This is a genomic window from Brevundimonas sp. Root1423, from assembly GCF_001426805.1.
In genome coordinates this window covers 13,943-29,249 of sequence record NZ_LMFL01000016.1, presented here as the reverse complement: position 1 = coordinate 29,249, position 15,307 = coordinate 13,943, and the positions used below count along the sequence as shown (strand labels likewise).

At 69.4% G+C, this 15,307-nt stretch carries 16 protein-coding genes; 13 read left to right on the top strand and 3 right to left on the bottom strand.

The window, feature by feature from the left end:
• The first annotated feature begins 50 nt into the window (after window positions 1-50).
• Entirely contained in the window at window positions 51-1,253 is a 1,203-nt protein-coding gene (locus ASD25_RS11590; protein ID WP_055829038.1) for a hypothetical protein, read from the top strand.
• Between the two features lie 286 nt (window positions 1,254-1,539).
• On the opposite strand, the gene ASD25_RS11585 is transcribed toward ASD25_RS11590, so the two are convergent.
• Window positions 1,540-3,777, bottom strand: coding sequence for an adenosylcobalamin-dependent ribonucleoside-diphosphate reductase (locus tag ASD25_RS11585; RefSeq protein ID WP_055829040.1), 2,238 nt, complete (start codon window positions 3,775-3,777; stop codon window positions 1,540-1,542).
• Window positions 3,778-3,890: 113 nt separating this feature from the next.
• Here ASD25_RS11585 and ASD25_RS11580 point away from each other — a divergent pair, with 113 nt between their 5' ends.
• Together ASD25_RS11580 and ASD25_RS11575 are read left to right on the top strand one after the other, a co-directional pair.
• Entirely contained in the window at window positions 3,891-4,529 is a 639-nt protein-coding gene (locus ASD25_RS11580; RefSeq protein ID WP_055829044.1) for a hemerythrin domain-containing protein, read from the top strand.
• Between the two features lie 64 nt (window positions 4,530-4,593).
• Window positions 4,594-5,040 (top strand): pseudoazurin, encoded by a 447-nt coding sequence (locus ASD25_RS11575; RefSeq protein WP_055829048.1) that lies wholly within the window; start codon window positions 4,594-4,596, stop codon window positions 5,038-5,040.
• Between the two features lie 72 nt (window positions 5,041-5,112).
• Here ASD25_RS11575 and ASD25_RS11570 read toward each other — a convergent pair whose 3' ends face one another.
• Window positions 5,113-5,820 (bottom strand): Crp/Fnr family transcriptional regulator, encoded by a 708-nt coding sequence (locus ASD25_RS11570; protein ID WP_055829050.1) that lies wholly within the window; start codon window positions 5,818-5,820, stop codon window positions 5,113-5,115.
• A gap of 240 nt (window positions 5,821-6,060) precedes the next feature.
• Between ASD25_RS11570 and ASD25_RS11565 the strand changes: the two genes are divergently transcribed.
• Window positions 6,061-6,663: a helix-turn-helix domain-containing protein gene (locus ASD25_RS11565; RefSeq protein WP_162246619.1), complete on the top strand. Its 603-nt coding sequence runs from the start codon at window positions 6,061-6,063 to the stop codon at window positions 6,661-6,663.
• Window positions 6,660-7,052 carry a response regulator transcription factor gene (locus ASD25_RS11560; protein ID WP_200943607.1) on the top strand — a complete coding sequence of 131 codons (393 nt, stop codon included), beginning with the start codon at window positions 6,660-6,662 and terminating at the stop codon, window positions 7,050-7,052. Before ASD25_RS11565 ends, ASD25_RS11560 begins: the two co-directional genes overlap by 4 nt.
• Window positions 7,053-7,083: 31 nt before the next feature.
• On the opposite strand, the gene ASD25_RS11555 is transcribed toward ASD25_RS11560, so the two are convergent.
• Window positions 7,084-7,314, bottom strand: coding sequence for a hypothetical protein (locus tag ASD25_RS11555; RefSeq protein ID WP_156376930.1), 231 nt, complete (start codon window positions 7,312-7,314; stop codon window positions 7,084-7,086).
• Window positions 7,315-7,667: 353 nt separating this feature from the next.
• Between ASD25_RS11555 and ccoN the strand changes: the two genes are divergently transcribed.
• The 8 genes from ccoN to ccoS are packed head-to-tail and all read left to right on the top strand — an operon-like array spanning window position 7,668 to window position 15,305.
• Complete coding sequence (gene ccoN / locus ASD25_RS11550) at window positions 7,668-9,155, top strand: cytochrome-c oxidase, cbb3-type subunit I (protein ID WP_369816578.1); 1,488 nt, start codon at window positions 7,668-7,670, stop codon at window positions 9,153-9,155.
• Window positions 9,156-9,165: 10 nt separating this feature from the next.
• Entirely contained in the window at window positions 9,166-9,903 is a 738-nt protein-coding gene (ccoO, locus tag ASD25_RS11545; RefSeq protein WP_055829062.1) for a cytochrome-c oxidase, cbb3-type subunit II, read from the top strand.
• A complete protein-coding gene (locus ASD25_RS11540; protein WP_055829065.1) occupies window positions 9,900-10,073 on the top strand; it encodes a cbb3-type cytochrome c oxidase subunit 3 in 174 nt (57 codons plus the stop codon). Before ccoO ends, ASD25_RS11540 begins: the two co-directional genes overlap by 4 nt.
• Window positions 10,066-10,965 carry a cytochrome-c oxidase, cbb3-type subunit III gene (gene ccoP / locus ASD25_RS11535; protein ID WP_055829733.1) on the top strand — a complete coding sequence of 300 codons (900 nt, stop codon included), beginning with the start codon at window positions 10,066-10,068 and terminating at the stop codon, window positions 10,963-10,965. The genes ASD25_RS11540 and ccoP overlap by 8 nt, the downstream gene beginning before the upstream one ends.
• Window positions 10,962-12,452, top strand: a complete 1,491-nt coding sequence (gene ccoG, locus ASD25_RS11530) for a cytochrome c oxidase accessory protein CcoG (protein WP_055829067.1) — start codon at window positions 10,962-10,964, stop codon at window positions 12,450-12,452. Before ccoP ends, ccoG begins: the two co-directional genes overlap by 4 nt.
• On the top strand, window positions 12,449-12,937 hold the full coding sequence (locus ASD25_RS11525) for a FixH family protein (protein ID WP_055829069.1): 489 nt from the start codon (window positions 12,449-12,451) through the stop codon (window positions 12,935-12,937). Before ccoG ends, ASD25_RS11525 begins: the two co-directional genes overlap by 4 nt.
• Entirely contained in the window at window positions 12,928-15,102 is a 2,175-nt protein-coding gene (locus ASD25_RS11520; protein WP_055829072.1) for a heavy metal translocating P-type ATPase, read from the top strand. Before ASD25_RS11525 ends, ASD25_RS11520 begins: the two co-directional genes overlap by 10 nt.
• The gene (gene ccoS, locus ASD25_RS11515; protein WP_055829075.1) at window positions 15,099-15,305 is read left to right on the top strand and encodes a cbb3-type cytochrome oxidase assembly protein CcoS; all 207 of its coding nucleotides are present in this window, start codon (window positions 15,099-15,101) and stop codon (window positions 15,303-15,305) included. The genes ASD25_RS11520 and ccoS overlap by 4 nt, the downstream gene beginning before the upstream one ends.
• Window positions 15,306-15,307 lie beyond the last annotated feature (2 nt).

Genomic DNA, 15,307 nt, shown 5'->3' with positions numbered 1-15,307 from the left:
CCGTCGGGGATGTCCCCGGCGGCCGTCCTTTTTCAGCCGGAGAGAAGACCATGACGATCAGACGCGCCGCGGCCCTGGCCCTTGCGCTGGCTGCGGTCCCCGCGGCGGCCCTGGCCCAGACGCCGGCGGATGACACGAAGGCGCGCATCCTCGTCGAGACGCGTTTGCGCAGCGAAACGGTGGATCAGCAGGGATTCGTCGACCGGGCCCAGGCGCTGACCCTGCGGGCCCGGCTGGGCTGGCGGTCGCCGACGGCCCATGGCCTGCAGCTGCTGATCGAGGGGGAGGGCGTCGCCGTGTTGGACGACCGCTACTCCGCGCCGTCCGATCCGGTCCCGGGCCGACCCGCGGTCGCCGACGGGGAAACCCTGGAGCTGAACAGGGCCCAGGTGCGCTGGACCGGCCTGCCCGACACCGAGTTCACGGTGGGCCGCCAGCGGCTGGTCGTGGGCAATGGCCGGTTCCTCGGCAATTCCGGCTGGCGCCAGAACGAACAGACCTTCGACGCCGTGCGGCTGGCGACGACGGCGCTGAAGCCGGTCGCCCTGACTTATGTCTTCGCCGACAGTGTCCAGCGGCCGCTCGGCCATGAACATCCCCAGGGAGTCTGGAGGGGCGATATCCACCTGTTGCAGGCCGAGACGGACACGCCCGTCGGCCGGCTGAGCGGCTTCGGCCTCGCCATCGATCTCGACAACGCCGCCGCCTCGTCCTCGACCACGATCGGCGCGCGGCTGGCCGGGTCGCGGACCGTGGCCGGGAATCTGTCGCTGACATGGGCCGGCGAATACGCGGTGCAGTCCGACAACGGGTCCAATCCAGCCGACTATTCGCTTGATTTCCAGGCGGCGGCCCTGGGACTTCAGGCGCCGCGCTGGTCGGCGGGCTTGGGCTATGAGCGGTTCGACGGCGACGGCGTTTCCGGCTTCCAGACCCCCTTGGGCACGGGTCACGGATTTCTCGGCTGGTCCGACGTCATCACCTCGACGCCGGCGTTCGGCGTCCGCGACCTGTTCCTGCGCGGCCATGTCGGCGTCCCGGCGTGGGGGCGCACAGCCCGCCTGACCGCCGAAGCGCACCTATTCCACGACGCCGACGGCGCGTTCGACCTTGGTCGGGAGCTGGATTTGTCGGCCGCCCTGCCGATCGACAGCCACTGGTCGGTGGAGCTCAAGGCGGCGCATTTCGAGGGCGAGCACCCGGCCTTCGGCGACGCCGACAAGGGCTGGCTGATCCTCGAATACCGCTACTGAACGGAGGGGACATCCGCGTCCCTACGCCCCATCTTGTCATCCCGGACACCGCAGGGCGGTGATCCGGGACGCTCCGCCGCCGCGCCTGGCTCTCCCGGAAGCTGCGGCGGCAGCTATCCGGGAGACGGGTCAGGCCGAGTGCGGCCCCTGCCTGTCTTCCGGACAATCGCGCTGCGATTTCCGAGCGTCCGAAAACTCGTGCGCATTTCGCCCCGGACGCGGCTGAGCCGCGTCCGGGATAACAAGGTCTGGAACGCGGGGGAGGGGCCTTATCCGGGCGTTCCCCCTAGCCGCATTTCGAATAGCCGCACTCGAAGCAGGTGTCGCAGCCTTCCTTGCGGACCAGGCCGCCGGCGCCGCAACGGGGGCAGCAGGCCGTCGGACGCGCGGCGGCCGTCTGATCGCCCGGCGCGGCCGCGACAGGGTCGCCATGGTCGCAGGCGGCCGCGTCCCGGGCCAGATGTCGCTCGATCACGCCGCCGATCGCCGCCAGCAGGGAGGGCACATAGCGGCCGTTGATCCAGCCGCCGCCGCGCGGCTCGAACACCGCCTTCAGTTCCTCGGCCACGAAGGACACGTCGCCGCCGCGGCGGAATACGGCCGAGATCATCCGCGTCAGGCCCAGGGTCCAGGCGTAGTGCTCCATGTTCTTGGAGTTGACGAAGATTTCGAACGGCCGCGGCCCGTCCGGCCCCTCCACGTCGTTCAGGGTGACGTAGACGGCATGCGGGCTGTCGGGCCATTTGATCTTGTAGGTCGAACCGGTCAGCGCCTCGGGCCGCGGGCTCAGGCGGATCTCGGCGGGCGGCGCGGGCACGGGCGCGACGGCCGGAGCGGCGGAAAGCACGGAGCCGGTGACGGCGTTCGGCCGATAGGTGGTCAGGCCCTTGCAGCCCAGTCGCCACCCTTCGACGTAGACATCCGCGAAGTCGTCGAAAGCGATGTCCTCGGGGCAGTTCACGGTCTTGGAAATCGAGCTGTCGATCATTTCCTGGGCCGCCGCCTGCATGCGCAGGTGCTGGGCCGGGGTCAGGGTCTGGGCGGTGACGAAGGAGTCCGCGGGCGGCGGCGCGTCGCCGTGCAGCCGTTTCCACACCGTCAGGGCGTAGTCCTCGACCGCCTCCTCGCGCTTCGAGCCGTCGGGCTGAAGCACCTTGCGAGTGTAGGCGAAGGCGAACACCGGCTCGACGCCGGACGAGACATTGCCGGCCATCAGGGAGGTGGTGCCGGTCGGCGCGATCGACGTCAGGCAGCCGTTGCGCAGGCCGTGCCGGGCGATCAGGGCCCGCGTCTCCTCGTCAAGTTCGAGCAGGTTGGGCCGGTCGAGCACGGCGGGATCGTAGAGCGGGTAGGGGCCTTTTTCGGCGGCCAGTTCGGCCGAGGCGCGATAGGCCTCGCGCTTGATGACGCCCAGCCATCGCCGGGCCGTGTCCGCCGCCGCTTCGCCCCCATAGGGAATGCCGCAGAACACGAGGGCGTCGGCCAGGCCGGTGACGCCGAGGCCGAGCCGCCGCTTGGCCCGGGCCTCTTCCGCCTGGGCCTCCAGCGGGAAGCGCGAGACGTCGATGACGTTGTCGAGGAAGCGAATCGCCGTGCGGGTCAGTTCCCCCAGCCGCTCCTCGTCCAGCGTCGCCCCGGCCTCGAACGGACTGTTCACCAGCCGCGCCAGGTTGATCGAGCCCAGCAGGCAGGCGCCGTAGGGCGGCAGCATCTGCTCGCCGCACGGGTTGCTGGCGGAAATCGTCTCGACGCCGGCGAGGTTGTTCCGGTCATTGACCCGGTCGATGAAGATGACGCCCGGCTCGGCGACGTCATAGGTCGCCTGCATGAGCCGGGCCCACAGGTCGCGCGCGGGAACGGTCCGGTGGGTCTCGCCGCCAAAGACCAGCGGCCAGTCCGCTCCGGCTTCAAGGGCGCGCATGAAGGCGTCGGGCACCAGCACCGAGACGTTGAAATTCCTCAGCCGGGCCGGGTCGCGCTTGGCGTCGATGAAGGCCTCGATGTCGGGGTGATCGATGCGCAAGCAGCCCATCATGGCCCCGCGCCGCTGCCCGGCGGACAGGATGGTGCGGCACATCGAGTCCCACACGTCCATGAAGCTGAGCGGGCCCGAGGCGTCGGCGCCGACGCCCTTCACCGGCGCGCCCGACGGGCGGATGGTCGAGAAGTCCATGCCCACGCCGCCGCCCTGCTGCATGGTCACGGCGGCCTCGCTCACGGCCTGGAAAATGCCGCCCAGATCGTCCGGGACCGTTCCCATGACGAAGCAGTTGAACAGGGTCACGGTGCGGCCGGTCCCGGCCCCCGCCATGATCCGGCCGGCGGGGAGGAACTGGAAATCCGACAGGGCGTCGGCGAACCGGTCCCGCCAGTGCCGTCGCAGCTTCGGCGTCTCCGCTTCAGCTATGGCCGCCGCCACCCGCGCCCAGGTCTGCTCGACTGTGTCGTCGCCGGACCCCTCGGCCGGCCTGAAGCGGTATTTGCTGGACCATATGTCGGCCGCGAGCGGGTTGTCGAACGCCATGGGGGAATCTCCTTCCCCCGGAGACTCGCCGATTCTGCCCGCCGGGAGATTGTCCGGGCGCAACGACGGACCGGTCCGCCTTCGTCATCGGGACGCATCAAGGAGATGAGTCCATGCCGTCGCAGTTCCGGCGTCCCGACCTGATTCCCGACGCTGATCCCGGCGTCCTGCGGCGCTGGGGCGTCGCCGACTGCGATCGGGTCGACCGCGGCGCCCTGACCCGCAGCCTTACCCGCCTGCAGCACGACGAGGTCGCGCCGCCGTCGGACGTCGCCCGCCTGGTCCGACACATCCGCGACCGCTACCACCGCGCCCTGGTCGAGGTGATCGGGGACGCGGTGGCCCTGGCGACGGCCTGCGAAACGGCGCACAGCGGCGAGGAGATCTGGCCGCACGGCCTGTCCGACCGGTTGATCGAGGTTCTTGAGGCGCTCGAACACCACCAGCAGCGCGAGGACGCCGTCGTCTTCCCCATGCTCCTGGCGGAAACGCCGCGGGCGGCCGGGGCGGCGAGGATCATGGAGGCCGAGCACGCGCGGATCCGCCGGCTGCTCGACGCCCTGCACAGCCTCACCCGGGGCTTCGAGGCTCCCGCGGGCGCCTGCGCCAAATGGCGGGTCCTGCTTGTCCTGTGCTGCAAGATCAATGTCGACATCCGCGAACAGATGCGACTGGAAGAATGCGAGCTGTTTTCAGCACACATCCGGGATACTACGGAGGACAGTGTTTGTTCAGCCGCAATGTTCCGGTGACGACAAAGACTAGAACAAGGCCATGCCGCGAACATCTCGCGCATTCACCTTTAAGGTCCAAGTCATGTTCCTGAAACTCCTCCCCATGGTCTGCGCCGCCGCCGCGCTGATCGCCGCCGCTCCCGCCGTCGCCGGCGAACACACGGTGCAGATGCTGAACCGCGGTCCCGGCGGGGCGATGATCTTCTCGCCGGCCGTGGTTCAGGCGCGGGCCGGCGATACGATCCGCTTCGTGCCGACCGACCCGGGCCACAACGCCGAAACCATCGCCGGCATGATTCCGGCCGGCGCGACGGTTCAGCGCGGCCCGATGGGACGGGAATTCGTCCTGCGGGTGACCCAGCCCGGCGTGTATGGCGTGAAGTGCGCGCCGCATTACAGCATGGGCATGGTCGCCCTGATCCAGGTGGGCGCGGCCGGTTCGAATCTGGAAGCCGTCCGGACGGCCGTGGCCCGCACGCCGCCGATCGCGCGCCGTCGGTTCACCGAGATGCTGACCCGCGTTCGCTAAGCCGGAAAGGCTGAAGGCCGACCCTCGCGGGTCGGCCTTCAGCCGCTGTCCGGGAGACACGGAGCCGACGGTTCAGCCGACGCCGTTCTCAGCCAGCTGGCTCAGGGCGCGAGGATCGCGCACGATGATCCGGCGCCGGGCGCTGCCCGTCACGCCGCGCTGATCCAGGGCCGCCAGGGTCCGGCTGACCGTATGCAGGGTGGAGCCCGCCATCTCGGCGAGATCCTGACGCGTGATCGGAAAATCGATCTCGATCTCGGCGCCGGCGCCGGTGGGCCGGCCCGCCTTCTCCATCAGACGCAACAGGGTGCGCGCGATCCTCTGCTCCACCCGTTCGCCGGTCATTTCTCCCATCCGACTCTGCAGGTCCATCAGGCGCGTTCCGGCCGCCGCCGTCGAACGCAGCCCGATCTCGGGGAACTGACGGATGAGCTGACGGAATGCGGGAATGGTCCACCAGATCTCGATACTGTCGACCACGGCGACCGCGTCCGCGGGGAACGCCTGGTTCATGAGGGCGGCGACGGTGCCGTACATCTCTCCGGGGCCGATGAAGCGCAGCACCGCCTGTCCGCCATCGGCGCGGGTCTGGACGATCTTGACCCGTCCCTCCAGCAGGCTGTGGCCGCTGACGCCCGGATCGCCCTGGGCGAAAACGCGGGTTCCGGCCGGAAGCCGGCGAACCGAGCCCGCGGCGACGACGGCCTGCAGCGCTTCGGCGTCCAGACCGGCGAACATCTCCGAACGCCTCAGGATTTCGATATCGAAGGCTACGGGCATGGCGCGCCTCTGCGACCGACGGGAGTGACGGCCATCTTACCAGAGCCCTGCCCATGCGCTCCGTCGACTCCGGTAAACCCCCTAGGGGGCACTCCCGAATATCGGCGGGGAGGGGGCGGGCCCTAGAGTGAGGGCTCAAGTTCACCGGACCACCCCATGCCCGCTCTCCGCATCTGCGAAATCACGGACCAACCGATCCCAACGCCGCGCGAGGAAACGCCGGATTGCCATCTGTGCGCCGTGTTCGCGAACGCTTCGGCCGCCCCGCGATCGCCGTTCGCACCGGGCGAGCACCTGTTCCGGCAAGGCGATCCGGTGCGGCTGGTCTACCGCGTCCTGAAGGGGGCGGTGGTGAGCTACCGGCTTCTCAGCGACGGGCGTCGCCAGGTCACCGGCTTTCACCTGCCCGGGGACTTCGTCGGCCTCGAGGCCGGCGTCGAACACGCCACCACCGCCGAGGCCCTGAGCGCCGTCCACGCCTCGGCGATCGAGCGCGTCGAGCTGGCCGAGCGGGCCGTAACGGATATCGGCCTCGCCCGCGCCCTGTGGCAGATCACCGTCCGCGCCTTCCAGCGCAGCGAGGACCACGCCCTGATCCTGGCCCGGCAGGGCGCGACCGAACGCGTCGTCGCCTTCCTGCTCGATTTCGCGGCGCGCCAGGGACATCCGGAGTTCATCGACCTGCCGATGACGAGGCAGGACATCGCCGACCATGTCGGTCTGACAATCCACACGGTCTCGAGGACCCTGTCCCAGTTGCAGACCGCCGGCCTGATCGAGGCCCGTTCCACCCGGCACGTGCGTCTGCTGCAACGTGACCGCCTGGACGGCATCTGCGCGTGACCGCGCTCCTGTCCACCTCCGCGCCGCGTCCGGCCGTCTTCCTCGTCGACGACGACCCGGCGGTCGCGCACGCCGTGCAATTCTCCTTCGACCTCGAAGGGCTGGACGTGCGCAGCTTCAGGGACGCTGAAAGCCTGCTGGCGTCCGGGAGTCTGCCGAAAAAGGGTTGCCTCATCCTCGATTACCATCTGCCGGGCGTGGACGGGCTGGAGCTTCTTGACCGGCTCCGCGCCAACGACGTGCGCATGCCGGCGGTTCTGATCACGACCAATCCGCGCCCGCACCTGAGGGCGCGGGCGGCGGCGGCGGGCGTTCCGATCATCGAGAAGCCTCTGCTGACGGACGCCCTGTTGACCGCGGTGCGCAGCGCGCTCGCCCACATCGACTAGGCGAACATGGCGACCGCGCCTGGCGGTGCGGTCAACCGCGCTTCCGGATTCGGACGCTCCGCCCGGATCGGGCCTCCTGCAGCCTCGGGCGGCCGTCCAGCAGCATCACGCCGGCGGCGATGACCCCCGCGGAGGCGAGCAGGCTCCCCGCCGAGGCGACGCAGAGAATGCAGTGGCGGGAGACGGGTCCGCAGAGGGCCGCGGCGACGGCCATGTGATCGGCGGCCGCGACGGTGCAGGCCGCCGCGCCGGCGAAGAGCATCGCGCCGATCATGATCAGGCCGACGCCAATTGTCCGTGAATTCCGGGTACCGCTGTGCCGCATTTTTGAACCTCGCGACTGTTTGAGCCACGATTTTCCAGCCACGGCTTTGCGTCAGCGCAAAGCGGCGCACGGGGAGTCGAGGCACGCAGGGGCCTCTCTCACCGGGGCCCAGCCGAATGCCGATCACCGTCTCACAGGATACCGATACGCCAGGCGACGTGGTCGCCCTGTACCTGTTCGTGGGCGTTGCGGCGGTGGTGGCCCTGCTCGCGACGGCCTTCACCGACGACGCGGCCTTCCGCTTCCACGGCTATTTCCTGATGGCGGCTTCGGTCGTGGCGCTGGCCGCCATGACCATAGGCATCGCACATGGACGTTTCCGGTCGGATCCCGCCCGCTATGAGGACGGGGTGATTCGCGCCGGCGTGATCGCCACCATGTTCTGGGGCGTCATCGGCATGACCGTCGGCGTCTTCATCGCCGCCCAGCTTTCATGGCCCGACATCTTCTATTTCCCCGAGCACGGCTGGCTCAACTTCGGCCGTCTGCGGCCCCTGCACACCTCGGGCGTGATCTTCGCCTTCGGCGGCAACGCCCTGATCTGCACGTCCTTCTGGGTCGTCCAGCGCACCTGCAAGGCGCGACTGGCGGGCGGGGTCTGGCCGTGGTTCGTGTTCTGGGGCTACCAGCTGTTCATCGTCCTGGCCGCCACGGGCTATGTCGCGGGCATCAGCCAGTCGCGCGAATACGCCGAGCCGGAATGGTACGTCGACCTGTGGCTGACCATCGTCTGGGTCGCCTATCTGTTCGTCTTCCTCGGCACCATCTGGAAGCGCAAGGAACCCCACATCTACGTGGCCAACTGGTTCTATCTGGCCTTCATCGTCACCATCGCCCTGCTGCATCTGGTCAACAACGCCGCCGTGCCGGTCGGCCTGCTGGAGGCGCGCAGCTATTCGGCCTTCGGCGGGGTCCAGGACGCCCTGGTGCAGTGGTGGTACGGCCACAACGCCGTGGGCTTCTTCCTTACCGCCGGCTTCCTGGCGATGATGTACTATTTCGTGCCCAAGCGGGTTGAGCGGCCGGTCTATTCATACCGCCTCTCGATCGTCCACTTCTGGTCGCTGATCTTCATCTACATCTGGGCCGGGCCGCACCACCTGCACTACACGGCCCTGCCGCAATGGGCGCAGACGCTGGGCATGACCTTCTCGATCATGCTGTGGATGCCGTCCTGGGGCGGGATGATCAACGGCCTGATGACCCTGTCGGGAGCGTGGGACAAGCTGCGCACCGACCCCGTCGTCCGCATGATGGTCGTGGCCATCGCCTTCTACGGCATGGCGACCTTCGAGGGCCCGCTGATGTCCATCCGGACGGTCAACGCCCTGTCGCACTACACCGACTGGACCATCGGCCACGTCCACGCCGGCGCCCTCGGCTGGGTCGGCTTCATCACCTTCGGCGCCATCTACTGCATGGTCCCGTGGCTGTGGAAGAAGGACCGGCTGTACTCCAACGCCCTCGTCGAGTGGCATTTCTGGATCGCGACGACGGGCATCGTTCTCTACATCACCGCGATGTGGGTCTCCGGTATCATGGAGGGCCTGATGTGGCGCGAGTACACGCCCGACGGCTTCCTCGCGAACAGCTTCATCGAGACCGTGTCGGCCAAGCACATCCAGAACGTCATCCGCACCGTCGGCGGCCTGATGTTCCTGGGCGGCACGCTCATCATGTCCTACAACCTGTGGCAGACGATCCGCATGCCGTCCTCGCGCACCGCCGCGAACGTGCCCGCGACGACGATCGAGCCGCAACTCCTGCCGGCCGAGTGAGGATCGCCCCATGTGGAAGAAGCACGCGAAATTCGAGCGTCACTCGCTCTGGCTGGTGATCGGCATCACCATCGTCGTCTCGATCGGCGGCCTCGTCGAGATCGCCCCGCTGTTCTGGGTCGAGAGCACGATCGAGGAGGTCGAGGGGGTTCGCCCCTACACGCCGCTCGAGCTGGCCGGCCGCGACATCTACATCGGCGAGGGCTGCTACAGCTGCCACTCGCAGATGATCCGGCCCCTCCGCGACGAGGTCGAACGCTACGGCCACTACAGCCTCGCCGCCGAGAGCATGTACGACCACCCGTTCCAGTGGGGGTCCAAGCGCACCGGGCCGGATCTGGCGCGCGTGGGCGGCAAATACTCGAACGAATGGCACCGGGAGCACCTGACGGACCCGCGCGCCGTGGTGCCGGAGTCCAACATGCCGCCTTACCGGTTCCTGGCCGACCAGGACCTGGACCAGCACGCCATCCGGGCGAAGCTGCGGGCCATGCTGGCGGTCGGCGTTCCCTATACGGCGGCGCAGATCGAGAACGCCGAGGCGGATCTGAACGCCCAGGTCGATCCGTTCGCGAGCGAGACCTCCGAGCTGCGCGGCCGCTACGGGCCCCGGGTCGCCCAGGGTGATTTCGACGGCGACCCGTCGCGCCTGACCAAGATGGACGCCCTGATCGCCTATCTTCAGCAACTCGGCACCCAGGTCGATTTCCGGACCTACCAGGCCGAAGACCCGGACAACATGCGATGAGCGGGCTCGACTACGAAACCGTGGCGCGGTTCGCCCAGCAGGGCGGCACCCTCTATTTCGGCGCCGTCTTCGTGGCCGGGTTGATCTACGCCCTGTGGCCGAAGCACGGCGAAGACTTCCGCCGCCTGTCCCACCTGCCGCTCGAAAAGGACGAGGATGACCATGTCTGAACGCGAGCGCGACGAACATTCCGGCGTCGAGACGACCGGCCACGAGTGGGACGGGATCAAGGAACTGGACAATCCGCTGCCGCGCTGGTGGCTGTGGGTCTTCTACGGCTCCATCGTCGTGGCCATCGCCTACTGGGTGCTGATGCCCGCATGGCCCGGCCTCAGGGGCTACACCCCCGGGCTCATGAAACAGTCCGACCGCGTCGACCTGGTCGAGCAGCTGGCCGCCCTGCAGACCCAGCGGGGCCGGGGCGAGGCCCTGCTGATGTCGGCGTCGCTGGAGCAGATCGAGGCGGATCCCGACCTGCAGGCCCATGCCCTGGCGGTCGGCCAGTCGGTCTTCGGCGACAACTGCGCCAGCTGCCACGGCGTGGGCGGCGGCGGGGCCAAGGGCTATCCGAACCTGCGCGACGACGTCTGGCTGTGGGGGGGCACCCTGGCCGAGATCGAACACACCATTCGCGTCGGCGTCCGGTCGGCCCACCCCGAGACGCGGACGTCGCAGATGCCGGCGTTCGGACGCGACGGCATGCTCAACGCCGCCCAGGTCTCCGATCTGACGGAGTATGTCATGGCGCTGTCCGGCCGCGAGGCCGACGCCGCGGCGGTGGGCCGGGCGCAACAGCTGTACGCAGACAACTGCGCCGCCTGTCATACGCCGACGGGCGTGGGCGACCGCATGCTGGGAGCGCCGAACCTGACCGACCGGGAATGGCTGTTCGGCTCTGACCGGGACTCCATCCGGGCCCAGATTCACAACGGCCGAAACGGGGTCATGCCGACCTGGGAGGGCCGTTTCTCGCCCGCCGTGATCAAGGCGCTGGCCGTCTATGTCCACGTCAACGCCGGTGGCGGCGAAGCCTCCGGCGCGAGTGAAGCCGCCGCGCCATGACCATCATCATCGACCGGACCCGCGAGCGGCCGGCGACGGCGGGTCCGGTCTCGGTCGCCGAACGCCAGCGCGAGAAGGCGCGACCGAGGGGACTCTATCAGCCGCGGATCCCGATCTACCCCAAGCTGGTCCACGGCCGGTGGCGGTGGATCAAATGGGCCCTGCTGATCGTGATGCTGGCGATCTACTACATCACGCCGTGGATCCGCTGGGAGCGCCCGGGGGGCCTGCCGGACCAGGCGGTTCTGGTCGACTTCGACGGCGGCCGCTTCTACCTGTTCATGATCCAGCTGTGGCCGCAGGAGGTGTATTTCATCACCGGCCTGCTGGTGATCGCGGCCCTGGCGCTGTTCCTCGTGACGGCCCTGTTCGGGCGGCTGTGGTGCGGCTACGCCTGCCCGCAGACGGTGTGGACGGATCTCTACATCCATATCGAACGGATGTTCGAGGGCGACCGCAACGCCCGCATGCGCCTCGACGCGGCCCCGATGTCCTTCAACAAGCTGTGGCGAAAGGCCGGCAAGCACGCGGTGTGGATCGGCGTCGCCTTCGGCACGGGCGGAGCGTGGATATTCTACTTCCATGACGCGCCAACGCTGATCCGCACCTTCTGGGTCGGGACCGCGCCGATGACGGCCTATGTCTCGTGCGCCATCCTGACCTTCACCACCTATGTCTTCGCCGGCCACATGCGCGAGCAGGTCTGCACCTATATGTGCCCGTGGCCGCGCATCCAGGGGGCCATGCTCGACGACCAGTCGTTCCAGGTCACCTACCGCTACGACCGCGGCGAGCCCCGCGGCCCGCACAAGAAGACCGAGTCCTGGGAGGGCCGCGGCGACTGCATCGACTGCAACCAGTGCGTCGTGGTCTGCCCGATGGGCATAGACATCCGCAACGGCGCGCAGCTGGAGTGCATCAACTGCGGCCTGTGCATCGACGCCTGCAACGAGATCATGGACAAGGTCGGGCGGCCGCGCGGCCTGATCGCCTATGACACCGACGCGGCCGTCACGGCCCGGAATGTCGGCCTGAAGCCGAAGCACCGCCTGGTCCGGCCGCGCACCCTCTATTACGGCCTGGCGCTGATCCTGGTCGGGGGCCTCATGATCTGGGGCTTCAGCACGCGCGAGCAGATCGGCGTCCATGCCCTGCGGGACCGCAACCCGGCCTGGGTCCGGCTGCACGACGGCGCGGTCCGCAACGGCTACACCCTGAAGATCGCCAATCATGGCTTCGAGACCGCCACGGTGGAAATCCGTTACGCCGGCGTTCCCGGAGCGGCGCTGAGAATTCCCGGTCAGCCGGGCGCCGATCCGCTGCGCGTCCAGGTCGAGCCCAATCGCGTCACCCCGTTGCGGATCTTCGTCACCGCCCCGGCCAATCAGGTCGCCGAAGGCAGCCGGGACGCGGCTTTTGAAGTCCGCTCGGGCGGCGAGACTCAGACCGTCCGGACCGCCTTCGATTACGGGAGCCAGATGCGATGAACGTCCCGAAATCAGGCTCGAAACCACCCTTCACGATCAAGGGCTGGCATGTCGGCGCCGCCGTCGTGGCCTTCTTCGCTCTGGTGATCGGGGTGGACACCGGCTTTCTGGTGCTCGCCTACCGGTCGCACCCCGGGCAGGTGGCGCCGCGGCCCTATGAAGCCGGCCTGATCTACAATGCGGAACTGGCGCGGCTGCGAGCACAGGAGGTGCTGGGCTGGCGCGCGGGGGCCGAGGCGCGGACACGGGGGCTGGAGGTGTTGATGCAGAGCCGGGACGGTCAGCCGCTGACCGGACTGCGGGTTTCGGCTACCCTTGAGCGCCCGGCGACCGAGCAGGGACGCACCGAACTGATCCTGCAGGAGAGGGCGCCGGGCGTATACGCCGTCGATCGCACCCTGAAGGGGACCTGGGACGCCCGCATCGTGGCCGCCGGCGGCTCGGGCGCGCGGTTCATCGCCGAGCGGAGGCTGACATGGCCCTGACCTTCGACGCCGCCAGCTCGCCGGACATGTCGGCCTTCCTGCGGCGGACGGACGACGGGCGCGCGAGCGTGGATCTTCTGGTGACGGGCGCGCGCTGCGCCGGCTGCATCTCGAAGATCGAACGGGCGGTGTCGGGCCTCCCCGGCGTCGAGTCCGCCCGGCTCAACCTGTCGACCGGACGGCTCGCTGTCGGCCTCGCCAACAGCGCCGTCGATCCCGCCCGGATCATCTCGGCCCTCGACCGGCTCGGCTATCCGGCGACGCCGTTCGACCCCGGCGCGGCCATGGTCCAGCGCGACCGCGAGGGACGCCGTCTGATCCTCGCCCTGGCCGTGGCGGGCTTCGGCGCGATGAACGCCATGATGTTCTCGGTGCCGATCTGGGCCGGGCTGTTCGACCAGGAGCTGGGTCCGGCCACCCGCTCCATGATGATGTGGATGTCGGCGATCGTCGGCGCGCCGTGCGCCATCTTCGCCGGCATGCCCTTCTTCCAGTCGGCCTGGCGGTCGCTCCGCGCGGGCCGCGCCAATATGGATGTCCCGATCTCGGTCGGGGTGATCCTGACCCTGGCGATCAGCTTCTCCGAGACGATCCTCAACGGCCGCGACGCCTATTTCGACGCCGCCGTCTCCCTGCTGTTCCTGCTGCTGATCGGACGCTGGCTCGACCATGTGCTGCGGGCGAAGGCGCGCAGCGCGGCCGGCGACCTGCTGGCCCTGCAGGCCCCCGCCGCCTGCGTCGTGGATGCGCCCGGCCGCGAACGGTCGGTTCCGCTCGGCGACATCCAGCTAGGCGACATCCTGCGCGTCCGGCCCGGCGACCGCATCCCCGTGGACGCCGTCCTCGAGTCGGGTGAGGCGCTTCTCGACAACAGCCTGCTGACCGGCGAGAGCGCTCCGGAGCGCGTGCGGCCGGGGCAGCTGTGCCGCGCCGGCGCCGTCAACACCGCCGGCCTGCTGACGGTGCGCGCCAGCGCCCGGTCGGAGGACTCCACCCTCGCGGCCATCGCCCGGCTGGTCGAGGCCGGCGCCCAGTCGCGCTCGCGTTATGTCCGACTCGCGGATCGCGCCGCCGCCCTCTATGTGCCGGTGGTTCATGCGGCGGCGCTGGCGACCTTCGCCGGCGGCTGGGCCCTCGGTCTCGATCCCCGGGAAGCGCTGATCCGCGCGGTCGCTGTCCTGATCGTCACCTGCCCCTGCGCCCTCGGCCTCGCCGTGCCGGCGGTGCAGGTGGTGGCCTCGGCGCGGCTCTTCCGCCGCGGCGTGCTGGTCAAGTCGGGGGCCGCGCTGGAGCGGCTGGCCGAGATCGATCACGTCGTTTTCGACAAGACCGGCGTGCTGACCGAGGGGCGTCCGGCGCTGGTGGGCGCGCCGCAGGCGGTGATCGCCATGGCGGCTCCGCTGGCTCGCGCCTCCAGCCACCCCATGGCCCGCGCCGTCACCCGCGCGGCGGGCGAGGGGCCCGTGGCGACGGACGTCGTCGAACACGCCGGCCTGGGCGTCGAGGGGCTGATCGACGGGCGCCGCGCCCGCCTCGGCCGGGCGGCCTTCGTCGGCGCCTCGACCCTGAGATCGGGCGAAACGGAACTGTGGTTCGGCTTCGAAGGCGAGACCAAGGTCCGGCTGCAGTTCTCTGACGTCGTCAGGCCGGACGCCGCCGCGACGATCAAGGCGCTCGGCGCCCGCGGGATCACGGTGGAGATTCTCTCCGGCGATCAGGTCGGGGCGGTCGGCGCGGTGGCCGACACGCTCGGCGTGACGGCATGGAAGGCGGGGATGGTGCCGCAGGAGAAGGCCGAGGCGATCGACCGCCTCGCCGCCGCGGGCCGCAAGGTGCTGATGGTCGGGGACGGGCTGAACGACACCGCCGCCCTGGCGCGGGCCCACGCCGCCATCGCGCCCGGGTCGGCGCTCGAGGCGAGCCAGAACGCCGCCGACCTGGTCCTGACCCGGGACGCCCTGATGGCGGTGGTCGAGGCGATCGACGTGGCCCGTTCGGCCCGCCGCCGGGCGCTGGAGAATTTCGGCTTCGCGGCCCTCTACAACCTGGTCGCCGCGCCCGCCGCCATGCTCGGCTTCGTCAATCCGTTCGTCGCCGCCCTGGCGATGTCGGGGTCGTCGCTGGTGGTCACCCTTAATGCGCTTCGGGTCAGGGGCGGGCGATGAACATCATCTTCCTGCTGGCGCCGTTCTCGGTTCTGCTGGGGCTGCTGGCCGTGGGGGCCTTCGTCTGGACCCTGCGCTCCGGCCAGTACGACGACATCGAGGGGGATGCGGCCCGCATCCTGATCGATGACGACGCCGATCCTGACGGCCCGGCGCCCTGTGGCGATGCCGGGACGAACCGGCCGGAAGCCGACGACGCCTGAAA

Excerpts from the sequence above, each read along its gene's own strand:
- ASD25_RS11590 (WP_055829038.1), top strand. The coding sequence starts at position 51 with ATGACGATCAGACGCGCCGCGGCCCTGGCCCTTGCGCTGGCTGCGGTC.
- ASD25_RS11585 (WP_055829040.1), bottom strand. The coding sequence starts at position 3,777 with ATGGCGTTCGACAACCCGCTCGCGGCCGACATATGGTCCAGCAAATAC.
- ASD25_RS11580 (WP_055829044.1), top strand. The coding sequence starts at position 3,891 with ATGCCGTCGCAGTTCCGGCGTCCCGACCTGATTCCCGACGCTGATCCC.
- ASD25_RS11575 (WP_055829048.1), top strand. The coding sequence starts at position 4,594 with ATGTTCCTGAAACTCCTCCCCATGGTCTGCGCCGCCGCCGCGCTGATC.
- ASD25_RS11570 (WP_055829050.1), bottom strand. The coding sequence starts at position 5,820 with ATGCCCGTAGCCTTCGATATCGAAATCCTGAGGCGTTCGGAGATGTTC.
- ASD25_RS11555 (WP_156376930.1), bottom strand. The coding sequence starts at position 7,314 with ATGCTCTTCGCCGGCGCGGCGGCCTGCACCGTCGCGGCCGCCGATCAC.
- ccoN (WP_369816578.1), top strand. The coding sequence starts at position 7,668 with ATGACCATAGGCATCGCACATGGACGTTTCCGGTCGGATCCCGCCCGC.
- ccoO (WP_055829062.1), top strand. The coding sequence starts at position 9,166 with ATGTGGAAGAAGCACGCGAAATTCGAGCGTCACTCGCTCTGGCTGGTG.
- ASD25_RS11540 (WP_055829065.1), top strand. The coding sequence starts at position 9,900 with ATGAGCGGGCTCGACTACGAAACCGTGGCGCGGTTCGCCCAGCAGGGC.
- ccoP (WP_055829733.1), top strand. The coding sequence starts at position 10,066 with ATGTCTGAACGCGAGCGCGACGAACATTCCGGCGTCGAGACGACCGGC.
- ccoG (WP_055829067.1), top strand. The coding sequence starts at position 10,962 with ATGACCATCATCATCGACCGGACCCGCGAGCGGCCGGCGACGGCGGGT.
- ASD25_RS11525 (WP_055829069.1), top strand. The coding sequence starts at position 12,449 with ATGAACGTCCCGAAATCAGGCTCGAAACCACCCTTCACGATCAAGGGC.
- ASD25_RS11520 (WP_055829072.1), top strand. The coding sequence starts at position 12,928 with ATGGCCCTGACCTTCGACGCCGCCAGCTCGCCGGACATGTCGGCCTTC.
- ccoS (WP_055829075.1), top strand. The coding sequence starts at position 15,099 with ATGAACATCATCTTCCTGCTGGCGCCGTTCTCGGTTCTGCTGGGGCTG.